Genomic DNA, 21,093 nt, shown 5'->3' with positions numbered 1-21,093 from the left:
TCAGGTCCTGGGCAGGGGCACCGGAACGGTCCCGATCAGCCGCTCGAGGATCGATACGACGGTGTCGGTGCCGCTGCGGCCGCGTGCGTTGGTGACGCGGGTGGGGATGAGGCGATGGGTGAACACGGGCAGCAGCAACGCAGAGATGTCGTCGGGAATCACGAAGGCGCGCCCGTCCAGGGCTGCCCATACCTTCGCGGCGCGCACCAGCTGCAGGGTCGCACGGGGGCTGGCGCCCAGCCGCAGGTCCGGGTGGGCCCGGGTCGCCTGGGCGAGCGAGACCGCGTACTGCTCGATCGGCGGCGAGACGTGCACGCGACGCGACCAGGCGATCAGCTCACGCACCTGGCCTTCGTCGACGACCGGGCTGATCGCGGCCAGCGGGTTGGCGATGTCGCGCTCGCGCAGCATCTGCGCCTCGGCCGCGGCATCCGGATACCCCATCGAGATGCGCATCATGAAACGATCGCGCTGCGCTTCGGGCAGAGCGTAGGTGCCCTCCATCTCGAGCGGGTTCTGGGTGGCCACCACCAGGAACGGGTCGGGCAGCGCATAGGTGTGACCGTCGGCGGTGACCTGGCCCTCTTCCATCGCCTCCAGCAGCGCCGACTGCGTCTTGGGGGAGGAGCGGTTGATCTCGTCGGCGATCACGATGTTGGCGAACACCGCCCCCGGCTTGAACTCGAACTCGCGCTCGGCGGGGTTGAACACGCTCACTCCGGTCACATCTCCGGGCAGCAGGTCGGGAGTGAACTGGATGCGGTGCACCGTCGCGTCGATCGTGGCCGCCAGCGCCCGCGCGAGCATGGTCTTGCCGACGCCGGGCACGTCCTCGATCAAGAGGTGGCCCTCGGCCAGCAGCGTGACCAGCGCGCTGCGCACCGCATCGGGTTTGCCGTCGATCACGCGCGAGATCTCTGCGAGGATCGCCTCGGTCTTCTCGGCGAACAGCGATGGGCTCATGGTCATGCTCTCGCCTGATCCGTCGCGCAGTGAAGGGGATGTCGTCGTCTGCTCCATCGGCAGTCCTTCGGGATCCGGGGGTGGGCTTCGTCGCCCCTGTCCTTCGATCGTAACCCGGTCCGCTAGACTGGTGTCAGCTCTCCGCGAGGCGGCATCCAGGCCAACTCCCCCAGGACGGAAACGTAGCAAGGGTAACCGGGCTCTGCCGGGTTCGCGGAGAGTCTTTCTTTTCCCCGGGCGCCTTCGGTTCTGTTCGGGCGGACGCCGGCGTCAGCGGCCGCGGTTGCGGTGGCGCACCTGCTTGGTGGCCCGTCCGCCGGCGAACGAACGGGCCGAATCGACGATGAACCCCTGCCGCAGCACCTGGCGCCCGATCAGCATGCGAAAGCCCATCTCGTCGCGGTTCGACAGCGTCACCTCGGCGGTGATCGTCCGCCCCAGCAGCACGATCGGCAGCAGCACGACGTAGCGCTGGTCGGCATGCCCCGAAGAGCTGCGCACTCGCCGTCGATCGTGCACATCGCACTCGTGCGCGACGGCGTCCTGGTCCGAGTTCTGCCACGGACGCACCGTGAAACGCACCCGGTCGGGCCCCGCGTCGGCGGATGCGGGCACCAGCCGGATGTCGTACGCGTGCAGCGACGAGGTTCGCGCTCCGGTGTCGAGCTTGGCCTTGATCCAGTCCACGCCCAGATCGGGCAGGCTCACCCATTCGCGCCACCCGGCGATGGTGCTTGGATGGGAACTCTGAGCCACGCCCCCATCTTGGCAGGACACTCGAATGAAACTCGCGATTCTCTCCCGTGCGCCGCAGGCGTACTCGACCCAGCGGCTGCGTGCGGCCGCCTCCCAGCGCGGTCACCAGGTCAAGGTGCTGAACACCCTGCGCTTCGGCATCGATCTGTCCGGCGATGAACCCGACCTGCAGTTCCGCGGGCGGCGGCTCAGCGACTACGACGCGATCCTGCCACGCATCGGCAACTCGATCACGTACTTCGGCACGGCCGTGGTGCGCCAGTTCGAGCAGATGGACGTCTACACCCCGAACACCGCCAACGGAATCTCGACCGCACGAGACAAACTGCGCGCCAACCAGATCCTGTCTCGGCACAACATCGCCCTGCCGCCGACGGCGTTCGTGCGCAACCGCGCCGACGTGCGCCCGGCCATCGAACGGGTCGGCGGTGCACCGGTGGTCATCAAGCTGCTGGAGGGCACCCAGGGGATCGGAGTGATCCTCGCCCCGCAGGTCAAGGTCGCCGAAGCGATCATCGAGACTCTGCACTCGACCAAGCAGAACGTGCTGATCCAGAAGTTCATCGCCGAGAGCCGGGGCCGCGACATCCGCGCCCTCGTGGTCGGCGACCGCGTCGTTGCCGCGATGCGACGCGTGGCCAGTGGAGACGAGTTCCGCTCGAACGTGCACCGCGGCGGCACCGTCGAACCCGTCGAGCTGGACGCGGCGTTCGAACAGACGGCCGTGCGCAGCGCACAGATCATGGGCCTGCGCGTGGCCGGGGTCGACATGCTCGAAGGCGAGGACGGTCCGCTGGTGATGGAGGTCAACTCCTCACCGGGCCTGCAGGGGATCGAGACGGCCACCAAGCTCGACGTGGCCGGCGCCATCATCGACTACATCGCCCACCAGGTGGGCTTCCCCGAGATCGATGTGCGCCAGCGGCTGGCCGTCTCGACCGGCTACGGCGTGGCCGAGCTGCTCGTGCACGCAGACGCGGGCCTGGTCGGCACGAGTCTGGGCGATTCCGGACTCTGGGAGCGTGACATCACGGTGCTGACGCTGCACCGGGCGTCCACGGTCATCCCCAACCCGCGCAAGGGCGTCGTCCTGGAGGCGGGGGACCGGCTGCTGTGCTTCGGCAAGCTCGACGAGATGCGCTCCATGATCCCCGAACGCCGCCGCCGTCGGCAGCGCGTGCGCAAGCTGCCGAAAGAGCCCATCCCCGAGATGTGACACCTAGGCTTGAGTCCGTGGCGCAGAGCATCTTCATCACCTCGGCCGAAGGCCATTCCGGCAAGTCGACGATCGCTCTGGGGGTGCTGGACGCGCTCAGCCACGCCACCCCCCGGGTGGGGGTGTTCCGCTCGATCGCCCGGTCGACGGTGGAGCGCGACTATGTGCTCGAGATGCTGCTCGAACACGACGGCGTCGACCTCGACTACGACGACTGCATCGGGGTCACCTACGACGACGTGCACGATGACCCCGAAGGCGCGCTCGGGGTCATCGTCGAGCGCTACAAGGCCGTCGAGGCCCAGTGCGACGCGGTCGTCATCCTCGGCAGCGATTTCACCGACGTCGGCGGGCCCGCCGAGCTCGGGTACAACGCCCGCATCGCCGCGAACCTCGGAGCCCCGGTGCTGCTGGTGCTGGGCGGCCGGTCGCAGCAGGGCCTGGGCGAGCAGCTGGGCAAGACGCAGGCACGCACGCCGGCGCAGATGGGGCAGCTGGCCTTGCTCGCGCTCGCCGAGCTCGGCCACGCACGTGCCGAACTGTTCGCGATCGTCGCGAACCGCACCGATCCGGACGCCCTGGGCGAGACTGTCATCGCCGTCGAGAAGGCGATGGATGCCGCATCCGCCCCCGCCTCGCCGGCCCGCCGCATTCCGGTCTGGGCGCTGCCCGAGGACCGCTTTCTGGTCGCCCCGTCGGTGCGCGGCGTGATGCGCTCGCTGGATGCCACCCTGCTGCGCGGCGACCCCGATCTGCTCACCCGCGAGGTGCTGGATGTCGTGGTGGCCGGCATGTCGATGGACAACGTGCTGCCGCGGCTGGAGCCCAGTGCGATCGTGGTGGTCGCCGCCGACCGCACCGACGTGCTGCTGGCGACCCTGCTGGCCAACGCGTCGGGCACTTTCCCGTCCCTGGCGGGCATCGTGCTGAACGGGCCGTTCGCACTGCCCGACGCGATCGAACGGCTCATCGACGGACTGGGCTCGTCGCTGCCGATCATCACCACCGACTACGGCACATACGAGACCGCGCTGCGCATCATGCGCACCCGGGGGCGCCTGGCGGCCGACTCGCGGCGGCGCTACGACACCGCCCTGGCCCTGTTCGAGACGCACGTCGATGTGGACGCGCTGGTGCACGCGCTGGGACTGGTGCGTGCGAGCATCGTCACGCCGCTCATGTTCGGGTACGAGCTGATCTCGCGCGCACGCAGCGACCGCAAGCGCATCGTGCTGCCCGAGGGCGGCGATGACCGGGTGCTGAAGGCGGCCGCGACGGTTCTGGCCCGCGGCATCGCCGATGTGACGATCCTCGGTGAACCGCTCGAGGTGAGGCACCGCGCCATCGAGCTGGGTGTGGACATCGCGGCCGCGCAGATCGTCAGCTCGTTCGACGCTGTGCTGGTCGACCGGTTCGCGCGCGAATACGAGCGGCTGCGCGCGCACAAGGGCATGACCTACGAGCGGGCCGCCGACACGGTGACCGACGTGTCGTACTTCGGCACGCTCATGGTGCACCTGGGACTGGCCGACGGCATGGTCTCGGGGGCGGCGCACACGACCGCGCACACGATCCGACCGGCGTTCGAGGTGATCAAGACCGCGCCGGGTGTCTCGGTCGTCTCCAGCGTCTTCCTGATGGCGCTCGCCGACCGCGTGCTGGTGTACGGCGACTGCGCGGTGATCCCCGATCCGACCGCGACGCAGCTGGCCGACATCGCGATCTCGTCGGCGGCCACCGCCGCGCAGTTCGGCATCGAGCCGCGGGTGGCGATGCTCTCGTACTCGACCGGCGAGTCGGGATCCGGCGAAGACGTCGAGAAGGTGCGCGCGGCCACCGCCTTCGTGCGCGAGCGCGCGCCGCAGCTGCCGGTCGAAGGCCCGATCCAATACGACGCAGCGGCGGATGCTGCGGTCGCGGCGGCCAAAATGCCGGAGTCGGATGTCGCGGGCCGGGCGACCGTGTTCATCTTCCCCGACCTGAACACGGGCAACAACACCTACAAGGCCGTGCAGCGCTCGGCGGGCGCGGTCGCGATCGGCCCGGTGCTGCAGGGCCTGAACAAGCCGATCAACGACCTGTCGCGCGGTGCGCTGGTCGAAGACATCGTGAACACGATCGCCATCACCGCGATCCAGGCACAGGGAGTCGTATGAGCATTGTCCTGGTCGTCAACAGCGGCTCGAGCTCGTTCAAGTATCAGCTGCTGGACATGACCCGCCAGGCCGTGCTCGCATCGGGTCTGATCGAACGGATCGGACAGCCCCTGGGCGCAGGCACCCACACCGTGGTCTTTCCGCCGGCCGCGCCGGGGGAGGCAGCGCCGACGGTGCTTGACGCCACCTATGACCGCGAGTTGGAGATCCCTGACCACTTCGCCGGGTTCAGGGTCATGCTGCAGGCCTTCGCCGAACACGGTCCGAGCCTGGACGAGTGCGCGCCCGTCGCGATCGGTCACCGCGTCGTGCACGGGGGAGCACGATTCTTCGAGCCCACCCTCATCACGCCGCTGGTGGAGATCAACATCGAAGAGCTGGCCGTGCTCGCGCCGCTGCACAACCCGGCGAACCTCGCCGCGATCGCGGCCGCGCGCCATGCCTTTCCCGACGTTCCCCACGTCGCCGTGTTCGACACGGCGTTCCACCAGACCCTGGCCGCTCCTGCCTACACGTACGCGATCGAGAAGGACCTGGCCGCGCGTCACCGGATCCGCCGTTACGGCTTCCACGGCACGTCGCACAAGTTCGTCAGCGAGGCCGCCGCGCAGTTCTTGGGGCGGCCGCTGGAAGAGCTCAAGCAGATTGTGTTCCACCTCGGCAACGGGGCGTCGGTGACCGCGATCGACGGCGGTCGGTCGGTGGACACCTCGATGGGCTTCACCCCGCTGGAGGGGCTGGTCATGGGCACCCGATCGGGTGATGTGGACCCGGCGGCCCTGTTCCAGCTCGGAAGGCGCGCCGGCCTGAGCATCGACGAGCTCGACGAGCTGCTGAACAAGCGGAGCGGGCTGAAGGGCCTGAGCGGGTTCTCGGACATGCGCGATGTGCTCGCGGGCCGTGAACGGGGCGAACACGACAGCACGCTGGCGTTCGATGTCTACGTGCACCGCCTGCGTGCCTACGCCGGTGCCTACTTGGCACAGCTCGGCGGTGTCGACGTGATCTCGTTCACCGCCGGAGTCGGAGAGAACGCCGCACCGGTGCGCGCCGAGGCGATGGCCACGCTCGGCTTCGCCGGGGTGCGCATCGATCCGCAGCGCAACGCCGTGCGCAGCCACGGCATCCGGGTGATCTCGACCGACGACTCACCGGTCACGGTGCTCGTCGTGCCGACGAACGAAGAGCTCGAGATCGCCCGCCAGACCCTGCAGGTCGCCGCCGGTTGACGGCCGGCCCGCGGCGGCGCCCGGGCTGGATACGCTGGAACAACGGCGACGAAGGGAAGACCGTGACCGATCTGCGCCAGTACGACGCCGTCCTGTTCGACCTCGACGGCGTGCTCACGCCCACCGCGCGCGTGCACATGCATGCCTGGCAGCATCTGTTCGACGAGCTGTTCGCCGCGTGGGGTGTCACTCCGCCCTACACCGATCAGGACTATTACGAGTACGTCGACGGCAAGAAGCGCTACGACGGGGTGGCCGCCGTGCTGCGCAGTCGCTCGGTCGAGGTGCGGTGGGGCGACCCTGCCGACCCGCCCACGGCCGACACCGTGTGCGGCATCGGCAACCGAAAGAATGCGGTGTTCGCCCAGACGCTGCGTGCCGACGGCATCGCTGCGTACCCCGGTTCGCTGGCCCTGCTGAACCAGCTGCGGGATGCCGCAACCCCGGTGGCGGTGGTCTCCAGCTCGAAGAACGCCGAAGAGGTTCTGACCAGCGCGGGCATCCGTGACAGGTTCGAGGTGGTCGTCGACGGCGTCGTGGCCGAACGCGACGACCTGGCCTCCAAGCCGGCACCCGACATGTTCTTGGCCGCCGCCCGCTCGCTGGGTGTCGAGCCGGCACGCGCGGCCGCGGTCGAAGACGCCCTCAGCGGGGTGCGATCGGCCGCCGCCGGCGGGTTCGCGCTCGTGGTCGGGGTCGATCGCGGCGTGGGTGCCGAGGCCCTGCGCGATGCCGGTGCGCACGTGGTGGTCGCCGACTTGGCCGATGTGGTCGCGAGCACCGGCCAGTCTTCCTAGACTTGTCTGCGTCATGATCGATCGCGACCGATTTCCCGTCGACCCCTGGCGCCTGATCGAGACGAGCTTCGATCTCGACGATGCAGGCGTCACCGAAACCCTCTTCACCGTTGGCAACGGCTACCTCGGCATGCGCGGCAACCATCCCGAGGGCCGTCACGCGCACGAGCAGGGCACGTTCATCAACGGCTTCCACGAGACGTTCCCGATCCGCCACGCCGAGCAGGCGTACGGCTTCGCCGAGGTAGGTCAGACCATCATCAACGCGCCTGACGCGAAGGTGATGCGCATCTACGTCGACGACGAGCCGCTCACGTTCGACCTGGCCGATGTACGCGAGTACGAGCGAGTGCTCGATCTGCGTGACGGGGTGCTGCGACGCCGCTTGGAGTGGGTGACCCCCAGCGGCAAGCATGTGCGGGTCGACTTCGACCGGATGGTGTCGTTCGAAGAGCGGCATCTGAGCATCATGAGCGTCGAGGTGACGGTGCTGGATGCCGATGCCCCGGTCACCGTCAGCTGCCAGATCGTCAACCGGCAGGACGGCGAAGACGTGTACGGCGGCACACCGATGGCGCACCGCAAGCACCCGATGGACCCGCGCAAGACGGAGCGGTTCGCCGAGCGCGTTCTCGAGCCGCAGGACTTCTGGCAAGACAAGCTGCGCGCGGCGCTGAGCTATCGCGTGGCCGAATCGCACATGACGATCGCCGTCGCCGCCGACCACGTCGTGACCACCGAGAACGCGTACTCGTCGCGCACGCTGGTCGAGCCCGACATCGCCAAGAACGTGTTCCGCTTCCAGGCCAAGGCGGGTGTGCCGATCCGGGTCGAGAAGTTCGTGAGCTATCACACGTCCGGCACGGGTGTGCCGGCGCGTGAGCTCGTGGATCGCTGCCGCCGCACGCTCGACCGGGCGATGGCGTCGGGGTACTGCGCCCACCTGCGGGCGCAGCGCGCGTGGCTCGACGCGTTCTGGGACCGTTCGGACGTGCGCATCGGCGGGCGCGATGACCTGCAGCAGGCCGTTCGCTGGTGCCTGTTCCAGCTGGCGCAGGCCGCCGCCCGCGCCGACGGGCAGGGCATCGCGGCCAAGGGCATCACCGGATCGGGATACAGCGGCCACTATTTCTGGGACACCGAGATCTACGTGCTGCCGTTCCTGGCGTACACGACGCCGCAGTGGGCGCTGAACGCCCTGCGCATGCGCGTGCTCATGCTGCCGGCCGCGCGCAAGCGCGCGCACCAGCTCACCGAGGCCGGTGCGCTGTACCCGTGGCGCACCATCAACGGAGAAGAGGCATCCGCCTATTACGCCGCCGGCACCGCGCAGTACCACATCAACGCCGACGTGTGCTTCGCGCTGGCCAAGTACGTGCGTGCCACCGGCGACCGCGAGTTCCTCTATCGGGACGGGGTCGACATCGCCGTCGAGACCGCGCGGCTGTGGTCGACGCTGGGCTTCTGGCGCCGCCGCGACGGCGTCGAGGAGTTCCACATCCACGGAGTGACCGGGCCCGACGAGTACACGACGGTCGTCAACGACAACCTGTTCACGAACGTCATGGCGCGGTTCAACCTGCGCTTCGCTGCCCGCACCGTGCGCGAGATGGAAGAGCTGGACGGTGAGGTCTATCGGCGCATGGTCGCCCGGCTGGATCTCGACCCGGCCGAACCGGAGGCGTGGGAGCGGGCCGCCGAGGCGATGCACATTCCGTACAGCCCGCAGCTGGGCATCCATCCGCAAGACGAGGTGTTCCTCGAGAAGGAGGTGTGGGATCTCGAACGCACGCCGCCGGGTCTGCGTCCGCTGCTGCTGCACTTCCACCCGCTGGTCATCTACCGCTATCAGGTGCTCAAGCAGGCCGACGTCGTGCTGGCGCTGTTCCTGCAGGGCAACCAGTTCACGCCCGAAGAGAAGCTCGCCGACTTCGAGTACTACGACCCGCTGACCACGGGCGACTCGACGCTTTCGACGGTGGTGCAGTCGATCCTGGCGGCCGAGGTGGGCTATCAGGAGCTCGCACAGGACTACTTCGAGCGCTCGCTGTTCGTCGATCTCGCCGATCTGCACCACAACGCCGCCGACGGCGTGCACGTCGCATCGGCGGGCGGCGTGTGGACGGCACTGGTCGCCGGGTTCGGCGGGCTGCGCGACGACGACGGGCTGAGCTTCGATCCACGTCTGCCGGCAGGCTGGGACGAGCTGGCCTACGTCGTGCACTGGCACGGCACACGGTTGGACATCGCGCTGCGCACCGACGAGATGATCGTGGCCGCCGGCGGCGGAGAGGATGTCACGTTCACCGTGCGCGGCGTGGCATACACGGTGGCCGCCGGTGACACCGTGACCGCACCGCTGGCCGATCAGGGTCCGGTCATCGCGGGCCGCCCGACCCTGCGCGAGCTGATCGGCGAGCGTCGCGAGGACGGCACGCTGCTCGCGGCATCCGTTCCCACCACCGAGACCACGACGATCGACGTGATCGCCGCCGACGACTGAGTCGTCGGAGGGTGGGATGCCGCGGCACACGCTGTCTGCGGCATCCCGTCGTCGATGATGCGATGAGCGTGTCGGGAGCACACCGTAGGCTGGACGCGTGACCACCGCACTGTACCGCCGCTACCGGCCCGAGACGTTCGCGGAGATGATCGGGCAAGCGCAGGTCACTGAGCCGCTCATGACGGCCCTGCGCAGCGACCGCGTCGGCCATGCCTATCTGTTCTCGGGCCCGCGCGGCTGCGGCAAGACGACCTCGGCGCGCATCCTGGCGCGCTGCCTCAATTGTGCGCAGGGACCCACCGACACCCCGTGCGGGCAGTGCGACAGCTGCATCGAGCTCGGGCGTGGCGGCAGCGGGTCGCTCGACGTCGTCGAGATCGACGCGGCCAGCCACAACGGCGTCGACGACGCGCGTGACCTGCGCGAGCGGGCCGTGTTCGCCCCCGCCCGTGACCGATTCAAGATCTTCATCCTCGACGAGGCGCACATGGTGACCCCGCAGGGGTTCAACGCGCTGCTCAAGCTCGTCGAAGAGCCGCCCGACCACGTCAAGTTCATCTTCGCGACCACCGAGCCGGAGAAGGTCATCGGCACCATCCGTTCGCGCACCCATCACTACCCGTTCCGGCTGGTGGCCCCTGCCGCCATGCTCGAGTACGTCGAGCAGCTGTGCGGGCAAGAGGGAGTGACGGTCGAGCCGGGCGTCCTGCCGCTGGTGGTGCGCGCGGGCGGCGGCTCGCCACGTGACACGCTGTCGGTGCTCGATCAGCTGATCGCGGGGTCCGATGACGAGACCGTCACATACGCGCGCGCGGTCGCGCTGCTCGGCTACACGCCGGCGGAGCTGCTCGACGAGGTGGTCGACGCCTTCGCGGGGCAGGATGCCGCGGCCGCGTTCGGCGCGGTCGACCGCGTCGTGCAGACCGGGCAAGACCCGCGGCGGTTCGTCGACGACCTGCTGGAACGCCTGCGCGATCTGATCGTCGTGGCGGCCACCGGAGACGGGGCGGCAGCGGTCCTGCGCGGAGTGCCGGCCGAAGAGCTCGCTCGCATGATGACGCAGGCGGGCCGCTTCGGCGCCGCACGGCTGTCGCGCATCGCCGACATCGTCGTGGCGGCTCTGGACGAGATGAGCGGAGCAACCTCGCCGCGCCTGCAGCTGGAGCTGATGGTCGCGCGCGTGCTCGCCCATGGCGCGCCGGTCGAAGCTCCGGTCGCTGAGCGGGCGCAGCGAGTCGAAGCACCGTCCGCGTCCCCTGCCCCGGTTGCTGAGCGAGCGCAGCGAGTCGAAGCGCCCTCCACGGAGCCCGAGCCCGAGTCAGAGCCCGAGCCTGAGCCCGAGCCGGAGCCGGGGCCGGAGCCGGAGCCGGAGCCGGCGGTGCCGTCGCCGGTGACGATGTCTCGCATAGAGCAGGCGTGGCCGACGATTCTGCAGCGTCTCGAAGCGGTCGATCGCGGGTCGTGGCTGGTGGCCGCGGCCGCGACCGTGCAGGCGTTCCGCGACGACGTGCTCACCCTGGGCTTCGTCAGCGCCTCGGACGTCGCGAAGTTCAAGAAGCTGCAGGCCGGTCGCGGCCCGAGCGAAGACCTGCGGCAGGCGATCCAGGCCGAGCTCGGCGTGCGCGTGAAATACATCGCCCGGCACAGCGGCCACGGCGGTCCCGGCGAGCAGGGCGGCGGCCCCGGCGGTTCGGGCGACTCAGGCGGCGGTCCCGGCGACCAGGGCGGCGGCCCCGATCACCCGGACGGACCGTCGGGTCCTGTGCCGCCGCACACGCAGGCCGCGGGTGTCCCCGCCACCCCGCCCCCGGCGCAGCGGTCGGCCCCCGCGCGCGCTCAGGCCGCACCCGAAGCGGCCGCCCCGGTGACCGATTGGGCGGTCGCGCCCATCCCCTCCGACCCATCCGGGGCGGCGACGGCGGTCACTCCCGGCCAGCTCGCCGTCGACGACGAGCCCGAAGACGCGGCATCCGTGCTCATCGCGACGCTCGCGCCGGCGCGCGAAGGCGATGTGCTGCCGGCGCGCGAGATCGAGACGTCGCTGCCGCCCGACGACGACGAGCGCGAGGCAGACGAAGAGATGACAGCGCCCGAGGCCCCCGTGCAGGTCGTCGCACCGCGACTGTCGACGGTCCGTGACGATGGTGTCGAGCGCGTGGGCGAGGCGGTCGTCCGTCAGGTGCTGCGGGCGACGTTCCTACGCGAAGAGCCCTTCGAGACGGCCACGAGGTTCCACTGATCCATGTATGACGGCATCGTCCAAGACCTGATCGACGAGTTCGGACGCCTTCCCGGCATCGGCCCGAAGTCGGCGCAGCGCATCACGTTCCACATTCTGCAGACGCCCGGGTTCGACGTCTCGCGGCTGTCTGAGCTGCTGGGCGAGGTGCGCGAGAAGGTGCGCTTCTGCGAGGTCTGCGGCAATGTCTCAGAGCAGGACCGCTGCACGATCTGCCGCGATCCACGGCGCAACCAGACGCTCATCTGCGTCGTGGAAGACGCGAAGGATGTCGCAGCCATCGAACGCACTCGCGAGTTCCGTGGGCTCTACCACGTGCTCGGCGGCTCGATCAGCCCGATCGCGGGGATCGGCCCCGACGATCTGCGCATCGCTCAGCTCATGCAGCGCCTGGCCGACGGCACCGTGCAAGAGGTGATCCTCGCGACCAACCCCAACCTCGAGGGCGAGGCGACGGCCACCTACCTCAGCCGGCTGCTGCACACGCTGCAGATCACCGTCACCCGGCTCGCATCGGGCCTGCCGGTGGGCGGCGATCTGGAATACGCCGACGAGGTGACCCTGGGCCGCGCGTTCGAGGGTCGGCGGTCCGTGTGACAATTCACACGTGAGTGCAAAGGGCTGGTGGCTGTTCGCCACGATGTCGGTGCTGTGGGGAATCACCTACCTCTTCATCAGCGAAGCGGTCGCAGCGTTCTCGCCCGCCGGCGTCGTCAGCGGGCGCACGCTGATCGGCGCGGCCGTGCTCCTGCCGATCGCGATCCGTCGAAGGGCGCTGCGCCCCGCACTGCGTGTGTGGCCCTGGGTGCTGGTGTTCGGTGCGCTCGAGATGGCGGGTCCCTTCTTCCTCCTCTCCAGTGCCGAGCAGACCATCCCTTCCGGGCTGACCGGGCTGCTCGTGTCGACCGTGCCGCTGTGGGCGGCGATCATCGGGTTCATCGTCGGCGACCGCAAGCTGCTCACCCCCGTGCGCATCGCGGGCCTGCTGGTGGGCTTCGCCGGCGTCGCGGTGATCGTTGCCGGGCAGGGGCTGACCGTCGCCGAACCCGTCGCCGCGCTGATCGCCGTGGGCAAGGTTCTGCTGACGGCCATCATGTACGCGATCGTGCCGTTCATCATCGCCACCAAGCTGCGCGGCGTGCCGTCGCTGGGCTCGGTGACCATGGCCCTGATCGTGGTCGGGCTCGCGTACCTGCCGCCGGCGCTGCTGACCCAGCAGGGGGTGCCGTCGGTGCGCAGCATCGTCTCGCTCGTGCTGCTGGGCGTGCTGTGCACGGCCATCGCCTTCATCGCGTTCTTCGCGCTGATCGACGAGGTCGGGCCAGTGCGGGCGCCGCTGTTCACCTACGTCAACCCGGTCGTGGCGATCGCCCTGGGCGCGATCGTGCTCGCCGAACCTCTGACGGTGGGGCTGCTCATCGGATTCCCGCTCGTGCTGCTGGGCTGCTGGCTGGCGGCCACGGGGGGATGGCGGCGCCGAGCCGCCGAGACTGCGGGTGCGCCGGATCCGATCGCAGAAGCCGTGCCGGGCGCCATGGTCGAAACCGGTCCGATCAGGACCGGTCCGGACGCGGCCGAAACCCTCGAGCGACCGTCGAGCGGGCCCCGTCACATGGCCGGTCCGGAATCCAGCGATCCGTAAGATGGAACGCGGGCCGTGACATCCGATCCTGCAGGGGCCCGAGGAGTACGAACGTGGCGCTGATCGTCCAGAAATACGGCGGGTCGTCCGTTGCCGATGCCGCGAGCATCAAGCGGGTCGCCAAGCGCATCGTCGACACGCGCCGTGCCGGCCACGATGTCGTCGTGGCCGTCAGCGCGATGGGCGACACCACCGACGAGCTTCTCGACCTGGCGCACGAGGTCGCGCCGATCCCCGCGCCGCGCGAGCTGGACATGCTGCTGTCCAGCGGTGAGCGCATCTCGATGGCGCTGCTGGCCATGGCGATCCACTCGATGGGATTCGAGGCGCGGTCGTTCACCGGCAGCCAAGCGGGCATGATCACCGACTCGCATCACGGCAAAGCCCGCATCGTCGATGTGACGCCTGTCCGACTGCGCGAAGCGCTCGACGAGGGAGCGATCGTCATCGTCGCCGGCTTCCAGGGCTTCAACCGCGACACCCGCGACATCACGACGCTCGGCCGGGGCGGCTCCGACACGACGGCTGTGGCGCTGGCCGCCGCGCTCGAGGCCGACGTCTGCGAGATCTACAGCGATGTCGACGGCATCTTCACCGCCGACCCGCGGGTCGTGCCCCGCGCGCGCAAGCTCGAGGTGATCTCCAGCGAAGAGATGCTCGAGCTCGCCGCCAACGGCGCAAAGGTCCTCTACATCCGTGCCGTGGAATACGCGCGCCGGCACGGTGTTCTCATTCATGCGCGTTCCACGTTCAGCTCGGCGGAGGGCACCCTCGTCGTGGACGAGAAGCGCCGCGGAGACCTGGCCGCAGCCTTCCCGCAGCTCAAGGGAGATCACATGGAAGAGCCCGTTGTGGCAGGGGTGGCCACCGACCTCAGCCAGGCCAAGATCACCGTGGTCGGGGTTCCCGACGTGCCCGGCAAAGCCGCTGAGATCTTCAAGATCGTCGCGAAGTCCGGCGCGAACGTCGACATGATCGTGCAGAACATCTCGGCGGCATCCACCGGACGCACCGACATCTCGTTCACGCTGCCGAAGGCCGACGCCACGGGTGCGTTGCGTGCCCTTGCCGCCGAGCAGTCCGAGGTGGGGTTCGAGAGTCTGGTGCACGATGACCAGATCGGCAAGCTCTCGGTGGTCGGCGCCGGCATGCGCTCGAACTCGGGCGTCTCGTCGACCCTGTTCGAGGCGCTCAGCGAGGGCGGCATCAACATCGAGATGATCTCGACCTCCGAGATCCGCATCTCGGTCGTGCTGCGCGGCGACGATCTCGCCGAGGCGGCGCAGACCGTGCACACCGCGTTCGGACTCGACGGCGAGGTCGATGCCACCATCTATGCCGGAACCGGCCGCTGAGCGGCCCGCACACGTGATCAGCGTGATGAGCAGAGCGATCGAGGACCCTTCATGACCCGCATCTCAGATTCAGGACTGAACGTCGCCGTGGTCGGCGCCACCGGACAGGTCGGCGGCGTCATGCGCGAGATCCTCGCCGAGCGCTCGTTCCCGATCCGCGAGCTGCGCCTGTTCTCCACGGCACGCTCGGCCGGCACCGCCGTCGAGTTCGCCGGCAAGACCGTGATCGTCGAAGACGTCGCGACCGCCGATCCTGCCGGCATCCAGATCGCGCTCTTCTCAGCCGGTGCCACCGGCAGTCGCGCACACGCACCGCGGTTCGCCGAGGCCGGTGCGGTCGTGATCGACAACTCGAGCGCGTGGCGCATGGACCCCGACGTGCCGCTCGTGGTCAGTGAGGTCAACCCGCACGCGATCGACGACGCACCCAAGGGCATCATCGCCAACCCCAATTGCACGACGATGGCCGTGATGCCCGTCATGAAGGTGCTGGATGCCGCAGCCGGCCTCGAGCGCCTGATCATCAGCACCTACCAGGCTGTGTCGGGGTCGGGCCTTGCCGGAGCGCAGGAGCTGCTCGGCCAGGTCGAGGCCGTCGTCGCCCAGGACGGCGCCATCGGGCTCGTCCACGACGGGGGAGCGGTTGACTTCCCGGCGCCGGAGAAGTACATCGCGCCGATCGCCTTCGACGTGATTCCGTACGCGGGCAGCCTCGTCGACGACGGTGACAATGAGACCGACGAGGAGAAGAAGCTGCGCAACGAGAGCCGCAAGATCCTCGAGCTGCCCGACCTGCGCGTGGCCGGCACCTGCGTGCGCGTGCCCGTGTTCACCGGCCATTCGATGTCGATCCACGCCGAGTTCGCCCACGACATCACCCCTGAGCGCGCCCGTGAGGTGCTCAGCACTGCCCCGGGAGTCGTGCTGGATGAGGTTCCCACCCCGCTGCAGGCGGCCGGCAAGGACCCGAGCTTCGTCGGGCGCATCCGCGCCGACCAGTCCGCACCGGAAGGCAAGGGGCTGGTGCTGTTCGTGGCCAACGACAACCTGCGCAAGGGCGCTGCGCTGAACGCGGTGCAGATCGCCGAGCTGATCGCCGCGCGACTGACAGCGGCGGCCTGACGCGGCATCCACCGCCCTTCCGCGGGGCGCGCCCGCCGACGTGAAGGCGTCCGGTCCCGCGCGGCGGGGAGGCCCGGATCAGTTGGCTAGACTGGGTGATTGTGACTGAAACCGTCGACGTCGTCCTGATCGGTGGGGGCATCATGAGTGCCACCCTGGGAACCTTCTTGCACGAGCTCCAGCCCGACTGGAAGATCACGGCGATCGAGCGGCTCAGCGAGGTGGCCGAAGAGAGCTCCAACGCGTGGAACAACGCCGGTACCGGCCACTCGGCCCTGTGTGAGCTGAACTACACGCCGCAGGCGCCCGACGGCTCCGTCGACGTCACGAAGGCGGTCTCGATCAACGAGCAGTTCCAGCTCAGCCGCCAGTTCTGGTCGTCGCTGGTGGACCGCGGTATCCTCAGCGAGCCCGACACCTTCATCAACCCGACGCCGCACATGACGTTCGTGCGCGGTGAGAAGAACGTCTCGTTCCTGAAGGCCCGCTACAAGGCGCTCACGCAGCAGACGCTGTTCGCCGACATGGCGTACAGCGAGGACTCTCGCGTGATCAACCAGTGGGCGCCGCTGCTCATGCAGAAGCGCCTGAAATCGGACGAGCCGTTCGCCGCGACGCGCGTCACCGCCGGCACCGACGTGGACTTCGGCTCGCTCACCCGTCAGCTGTTCGCCCATCTCGGGCGCGCGGGCGTGGACGTGCGCACCAACACCGAGGTGCGCAGCCTCAAGCGGCAGAGCGACGGCACGTGGCTCGTCAAATACCGCCGTTCGATCGGCCGTGCACCCGGACGCATCAAGGCGCGCTTCGTGTTCGTCGGCGCCGGCGGATGGGCACTGAAGCTGCTGCAGAAGTCCGGCATCCCCGAGATCAAGGGGTATGGCTGCTTCCCTATCGGCGGTCAGTGGCTGATGAGCAGCAAGCCCGAAATCGTCGCAGCGCACCACGCGAAGGTGTACTCGAAGGCCACCGTCGGCGCACCGCCGATGTCGGTGCCGCACCTGGACACGCGGGTGGTCGACGGGCAGACCTCGGTCCTGTTCGGTCCGTTCGCCACCTTCAGTCCGAAGTTCCTCAAGAACGGCTCGATGTGGGACATCGTCACCCAGGTGCGTCCGTCGAACCTGGGCAGCATGCTCAAGGTCGCCGCCACGAACGTCGACCTCATCCGCTACCTGATCAGCGAACTGCTGAAGAACCACCACCGCAAAGTGCAAGACCTGCGTGAGCTGATGCCCGGCGCCAAAGACGAGGACTGGACGCTGCGCCAGGCCGGTCAGCGCGCTCAGGTCATGCACGAGGGCAAGCTGCAGTTCGGCACCGAGGTGGTCGCCGCCTCGGACGGCACGATCGCAGGCCTGCTGGGCGCGTCGCCGGGGGCGTCGACGGCGGTGCCGATCATGCTCGACCTGATCAAGCAGTGCTTCCCTGAGCAGTACGCGTCGTGGGAGCCGAAGCTGCGTGAACTCATCCCGACCTTCGGACAGCGTCTGAACGGTCAGCCCGAGCTTGCCCGCGAGACCTTGACCTCCACCGCCCAGGCGCTCGAAATCAGCCGCTGACGCGGCACCGTCGTGGCCAAGCTCTACTTTCGTTACGGAGCGATGAACTCCGGCAAGTCGACGGCCCTGCTGCAGGCGGCGTACAACTACGAAGAGCGCGGCCAGCGGGTTCTGCTGGCCAAGCCCGAGATCGACACGAAAGACGCCGACAGCATCTCGTCCAGGCTCGGAGTCACGCGACCCGTCGACTTTCTGATCCGACCCGACGATGATCTGCGGGCGCTGTTCGCCGCGCATCGGGCGCGGGTGCGTCGCGACGCCGAGGCACTGATTCCGGCGGCGGGGGATGCAGCGGCCGACGTGGCCTGCCTGCTGATCGACGAGGCGCAGTTCCTGACGCGTGCGCAGGTCGACGACCTGCTGCGGATCGTCGTGCTCGACGGGGTGCCGGCGCTGGCCTACGGCATCCGCACCGACTTCCAGACCCAGGCGTTCCCCGGCTCCCGCCGTCTCATGGAGCTGGCGCACAGCCTCGAAGAGCTCAAGACCATCTGCCGCTGCGGGCGCAAGGCGCTGTTCAATGCACGGCTGGTCGGCGGCCGGTTCGTGTTCGACGGCGACCAGGTGGCGATCGATGAGCTGTCGGCCGAACGGGTCACGTACGAGTCAATGTGCGCGGAGTGCTACCTGCGCGAATCGGGCGGGCGCCTGAGCTGAACGGGCTCGACCTCGCGGTGGGGGCTGAGCCGTGCTCGCCGTCACTGTGGCTCGGGATCCCGCCTTGCATGGTCTGACCACACAGACGTATAGTGGTCAGACCACAGGAGGAACCCGGATGGCGCAGAGCCCCGCACGTGCATGGCGCATCGTGCTCGAGAAGATCGAGACCGATCTGCTCGACGGCGGTCTCGGGCCCGGCGACCACCTGCCTCCCGAGCGTGAGCTGGCGGCGCAGCTGGGGGTTGGCCGCTCGAGCGTGCGCGAGGCGCTGCGCGTGCTCGATGTGCTGGGACTGATCCGCACCGCGACCGGATCGGGCCCGAGCGCCGGCGCGATCGTCATCGCCACCCCTCGCGGCGGCATGTCGGCGCTGCTGCGGCTGCAGGTCGCCGCGCAGGGCTTTCCCATCGACGATGTCGTGCGCACCCGCGTGATCCTCGAGAGCGCGGTGGTCGAGACCCTGGCCACCGTGCGCGCACCGCTGGTCGAGGCGATCACGATGCTGGATGCGATGGATGACACGTCCCTCACGCCCGCAGAGTTCCTGGCGCTCGATGCCGAGTTCCATCTCGCGCTGGCCGAGGCATCCGGCAACGCCGTCGTGGCCGCCACGATGGCCGGGCTGCGCACCGCGATCGAGTCGTACGTGCTGCAGGGGGCCGAGCGCATCGCCGACTGGGATGCCACGGCCATCGGTCTGCGCACGCAGCACCGCCAGATCGTGGCCGCCATCCAGAGCGGCGACGCTGCCGGCTCACGCGCCGGCATCACCGACCACATCACGGGGTATTACGCCCACACAGGGCTCACCCGTCACTGACTCCCCGACCGCGAAAGGACCCGACGATGGTCACCAGGCAGCTGCCGAACCCGAAAGAGCTCCTCGAACTCATGCAGTTCAAGAAGCCCGAGCTGAACGCGCGCAAGCGTCGGCTGGATGCGGCGCTGACGATCTACGACCTGCGCACGATCGCCAAGCGCCGCACGCCGAAGGCCGCGTTCGACTACACCGACGGCGCCGCCGAGGGTGAACTGTCGCTCGCCCGTGCGCGGCAGGCTTTCGAAGACGTCGAGTTCCACCCCGGCATCCTCAAGCCCGCGCCCGCGGTGGACATGTCGTGCGAGATCCTCGGCGGACGCTCGGCCCTGCCGTTCGGCATCGCCCCGACCGGGTTCACCCGGCTCATGCAGACCGAAGGCGAGATCGCCGGTGCCGGCGCGGCCGGCGCGGCAGGGATTCCGTTCACGCTGTCAACGCTCGGGACGACGTCGATCGAAGACGTCAAGAAGGCCAATCCGTACGGCCGCAACTGGTTCCAGCTGTATGTCATGCGCGACCGCGAGATCTCGTACGGCCTGACCCGCCGCGCGGCCGCCGCCGGTTTCGACACGCTGTTCTTCACGGTCGACACCCCGGTCGCCGGCGCGCGGCTGCGCGACAAGCGCAACGGGTTCTCTATCCCGCCGCAGCTGACGCTGGGCACCGTCATCAACGCGATCCCGCGGCCGTGGTGGTGGATCGACTTCCTCACCACGCCCAAGCTCGAGTTCGCGTCGCTGTCGACGACCGGCGGCACCGTGGGCGAACTGCTGGATGCCGCGATGGACCCCACGATCTCGTATGACGACCTCGAGATCATCCGCGAGCTGTGGCCCGGCAAGATCGTCATCAAGGGTGTGCAGAACCTCGAGGACTCCAAGAAGCTCATCGATCGGGGAGTGGACGGCATCGTGCTCTCCAACCACGGCGGACGTCAGCTCGACCGGGCGCCGATCCCGTTCCGGCTGCTGCCGGAGGTCGTGCGCGAGGTGGGCAAGGATGCCACGGTCATGGTCGACACCGGGATCATGAACGGCGCGGATGTCGTGGCATCCATCGCCCTCGGTGCGAAGTTCACGCTCGTGGGCCGCGCCTACCTGTACGGGTTGATGGCCGGGGGGCGACAGGGCGTGGACCGCACGATCGCGATCCTGCGCAGCGAGATCGAGCGCACGATGAAGCTGCTCGGCGTCTCGTCACTCGAAGAGCTCGAACCGCGCCACGTCACCCAGCTCACGCGCCTGGTGCCGGTGGCACAGGACGCGTCGGTCATCACCCCCGGTCGTTGACCGGGCGGCGGAGCTGCAGGGTCGGGATGAGTCCGTCGAGGAAGGTCGCGGTGTCTTGCCATCCGGTGACCGCCTGGCAGTGCACGCCCATGGCCAGCACCGGGTAATCGTTGCCGTCAGGGTCGAGCCGATCGCCGACGAAAAGCATGTCGTCCAGCGAGATGCCGGTCTGCGCGGCCAGCTGTCGCATGCCGTACGCCTTGTCGATGCCGCGGTGGGTGATGTCGACGCTGGTCGATCCTCCGCTGCGCACCTCGAGGTCGGGCAGAGCCGCGGCCACCGCCGCCCGCAGTTCGTTCTTCTTTGCGCCGGTCGGGTCCCACGCGGACTTGGCCTGCAGCGGCGCCTGCTGACCGAGGGCCGAGAACGTGATCTGCGATCCGCGGTCCTCGAGGATCGGCCCCCAGGTCTCGGCCTCCCAGTACCCGAGCCGGCGCGCTTCTTGCTCGACCGCGGTCAGCGCCCGTGACTTCTCGTCGTCGGTCAGCGCGTGGGCATACACAGTGCGCACGCCGTCGCCGGTGAGCCGGTAGTACTGTGTGCCGCAGGTCGGCAGCAGATGGATGCGCTCGCGCACCTCGGCTGCGGCATCCGGCAGCCTGTCTACGACCTGGGCGGTGAACTGCGCGAGCTGACCGCCGGAGATGATCGCCACTTCGACACGCTCAGCGAGGGCGATCAGCAGGCCCCCGATGCGTGGATCGATCGCCGACTTCGAGGGGGCCAGCGTGTCGTCAAGGTCGAAAGCGAGCAGGTGGGGCGCGGGCATGCAGGTCCTCTCTAT

General features: G+C 68.9%; 17 protein-coding genes and 1 other RNA gene. 15 read left to right on the top strand and 3 right to left on the bottom strand.

Annotated elements, in window-relative coordinates; all coding sequences use genetic code 11:
* On the bottom strand, positions 1-963 hold the full coding sequence (locus tag QU603_RS11870; RefSeq protein WP_308494010.1) for an AAA family ATPase: 963 nt from the start codon (positions 961-963) through the stop codon (positions 1-3).
* Between the two features lie 132 nt (positions 964-1,095).
* Here QU603_RS11870 and ffs point away from each other — a divergent pair.
* An RNA gene (gene ffs / locus QU603_RS11865) (signal recognition particle sRNA small type) lies at positions 1,096-1,192 on the top strand.
* Positions 1,193-1,233: 41 nt separating this feature from the next.
* On the opposite strand, the gene QU603_RS11860 is transcribed toward ffs, so the two are convergent.
* A complete protein-coding gene (locus tag QU603_RS11860; protein WP_308491591.1) occupies positions 1,234-1,719 on the bottom strand; it encodes an ATP-dependent zinc protease family protein in 486 nt (161 codons plus the stop codon).
* Between the two features lie 25 nt (positions 1,720-1,744).
* Between QU603_RS11860 and QU603_RS11855 the strand changes: the two genes are divergently transcribed.
* The 14 genes from QU603_RS11855 (at position 1,745) to QU603_RS11790 (ending at position 20,309) form a co-directional block, all read left to right on the top strand.
* Positions 1,745-2,935, top strand: a complete 1,191-nt coding sequence (locus tag QU603_RS11855; RefSeq protein WP_308491590.1) for a RimK family alpha-L-glutamate ligase — start codon at positions 1,745-1,747, stop codon at positions 2,933-2,935.
* Between the two features lie 17 nt (positions 2,936-2,952).
* Entirely contained in the window at positions 2,953-5,091 is a 2,139-nt protein-coding gene (gene pta, locus QU603_RS11850; protein ID WP_308491589.1) for a phosphate acetyltransferase, read from the top strand.
* Positions 5,088-6,320 (top strand): acetate/propionate family kinase, encoded by a 1,233-nt coding sequence (locus tag QU603_RS11845; protein ID WP_308491588.1) that lies wholly within the window; start codon positions 5,088-5,090, stop codon positions 6,318-6,320. The genes pta and QU603_RS11845 overlap by 4 nt, the downstream gene beginning before the upstream one ends.
* 62 nt (positions 6,321-6,382) lie before the next feature.
* The gene (locus QU603_RS11840; protein ID WP_308491587.1) at positions 6,383-7,117 is read left to right on the top strand and encodes an HAD family hydrolase; all 735 of its coding nucleotides are present in this window, start codon (positions 6,383-6,385) and stop codon (positions 7,115-7,117) included.
* Positions 7,118-7,130: 13 nt separating this feature from the next.
* Positions 7,131-9,620, top strand: a complete 2,490-nt coding sequence (locus QU603_RS11835) for a glycoside hydrolase family 65 protein (protein ID WP_308491586.1) — start codon at positions 7,131-7,133, stop codon at positions 9,618-9,620.
* 97 nt (positions 9,621-9,717) lie between these two features.
* On the top strand, positions 9,718-11,859 hold the full coding sequence (locus tag QU603_RS11830; RefSeq protein WP_308491585.1) for a DNA polymerase III subunit gamma and tau: 2,142 nt from the start codon (positions 9,718-9,720) through the stop codon (positions 11,857-11,859).
* A 3-nt stretch (positions 11,860-11,862) separates the two neighbouring features.
* On the top strand, positions 11,863-12,456 hold the full coding sequence (gene recR / locus QU603_RS11825) for a recombination mediator RecR (RefSeq protein WP_308491584.1): 594 nt from the start codon (positions 11,863-11,865) through the stop codon (positions 12,454-12,456).
* 10 nt (positions 12,457-12,466) lie between these two features.
* A complete protein-coding gene (locus QU603_RS11820) occupies positions 12,467-13,501 on the top strand; it encodes a DMT family transporter (RefSeq protein ID WP_308491583.1) in 1,035 nt (344 codons plus the stop codon).
* A 53-nt stretch (positions 13,502-13,554) separates the two neighbouring features.
* Positions 13,555-14,856 (top strand): aspartate kinase, encoded by a 1,302-nt coding sequence (locus QU603_RS11815; RefSeq protein ID WP_308491582.1) that lies wholly within the window; start codon positions 13,555-13,557, stop codon positions 14,854-14,856.
* Between the two features lie 51 nt (positions 14,857-14,907).
* Positions 14,908-15,978: an aspartate-semialdehyde dehydrogenase gene (locus QU603_RS11810; RefSeq protein ID WP_308491581.1), complete on the top strand. Its 1,071-nt coding sequence runs from the start codon at positions 14,908-14,910 to the stop codon at positions 15,976-15,978.
* Positions 15,979-16,079: 101 nt separating this feature from the next.
* Entirely contained in the window at positions 16,080-17,540 is a 1,461-nt protein-coding gene (mqo, locus tag QU603_RS11805; RefSeq protein ID WP_308491580.1) for a malate dehydrogenase (quinone), read from the top strand.
* Positions 17,541-17,552: 12 nt separating this feature from the next.
* Positions 17,553-18,197, top strand: coding sequence for a thymidine kinase (locus tag QU603_RS11800; RefSeq protein ID WP_308491579.1), 645 nt, complete (start codon positions 17,553-17,555; stop codon positions 18,195-18,197).
* A gap of 118 nt (positions 18,198-18,315) precedes the next feature.
* Positions 18,316-19,020 (top strand): FadR/GntR family transcriptional regulator, encoded by a 705-nt coding sequence (locus QU603_RS11795; protein ID WP_308491578.1) that lies wholly within the window; start codon positions 18,316-18,318, stop codon positions 19,018-19,020.
* 26 nt (positions 19,021-19,046) lie between these two features.
* A complete protein-coding gene (locus QU603_RS11790) occupies positions 19,047-20,309 on the top strand; it encodes an alpha-hydroxy acid oxidase (RefSeq protein WP_308491577.1) in 1,263 nt (420 codons plus the stop codon).
* Here the strand turns inward: QU603_RS11790 and QU603_RS11785 are convergent.
* Positions 20,293-21,078, bottom strand: a complete 786-nt coding sequence (locus QU603_RS11785; RefSeq protein ID WP_308491576.1) for an HAD-IIB family hydrolase — start codon at positions 21,076-21,078, stop codon at positions 20,293-20,295. The two genes, QU603_RS11790 and QU603_RS11785, sit on opposite strands and share 17 nt — an antisense overlap.
* Positions 21,079-21,093 lie beyond the last annotated feature (15 nt).

It is taken from the genome of Microbacterium terrisoli, assembly GCF_030866805.1.
Classification (GTDB): domain Bacteria; phylum Actinomycetota; class Actinomycetes; order Actinomycetales; family Microbacteriaceae; genus Microbacterium; species Microbacterium terrisoli.
The sequence above is the reverse complement of the archived record's forward strand: the minus strand, read 5'-3'. Positions and strand labels throughout refer to the sequence as shown.

What these genes read in the sequence shown, in the direction of transcription:
- QU603_RS11835 (WP_308491586.1), top strand. Translation starts at nt 7,131, where the DNA reads ATGATCGATCGCGACCGATTTCCCGTCGACCCCTGGCGCCTGATCGAG.
- QU603_RS11870 (WP_308494010.1), bottom strand. Translation starts at nt 963, where the DNA reads ATGAGCCCATCGCTGTTCGCCGAGAAGACCGAGGCGATCCTCGCAGAG.
- QU603_RS11790 (WP_308491577.1), top strand. Translation starts at nt 19,047, where the DNA reads ATGGTCACCAGGCAGCTGCCGAACCCGAAAGAGCTCCTCGAACTCATG.
- recR (WP_308491584.1), top strand. Translation starts at nt 11,863, where the DNA reads ATGTATGACGGCATCGTCCAAGACCTGATCGACGAGTTCGGACGCCTT.
- QU603_RS11855 (WP_308491590.1), top strand. Translation starts at nt 1,745, where the DNA reads ATGAAACTCGCGATTCTCTCCCGTGCGCCGCAGGCGTACTCGACCCAG.
- QU603_RS11845 (WP_308491588.1), top strand. Translation starts at nt 5,088, where the DNA reads ATGAGCATTGTCCTGGTCGTCAACAGCGGCTCGAGCTCGTTCAAGTAT.
- QU603_RS11810 (WP_308491581.1), top strand. Translation starts at nt 14,908, where the DNA reads ATGACCCGCATCTCAGATTCAGGACTGAACGTCGCCGTGGTCGGCGCC.
- QU603_RS11795 (WP_308491578.1), top strand. Translation starts at nt 18,316, where the DNA reads ATGGCGCAGAGCCCCGCACGTGCATGGCGCATCGTGCTCGAGAAGATC.
- QU603_RS11785 (WP_308491576.1), bottom strand. Translation starts at nt 21,078, where the DNA reads ATGCCCGCGCCCCACCTGCTCGCTTTCGACCTTGACGACACGCTGGCC.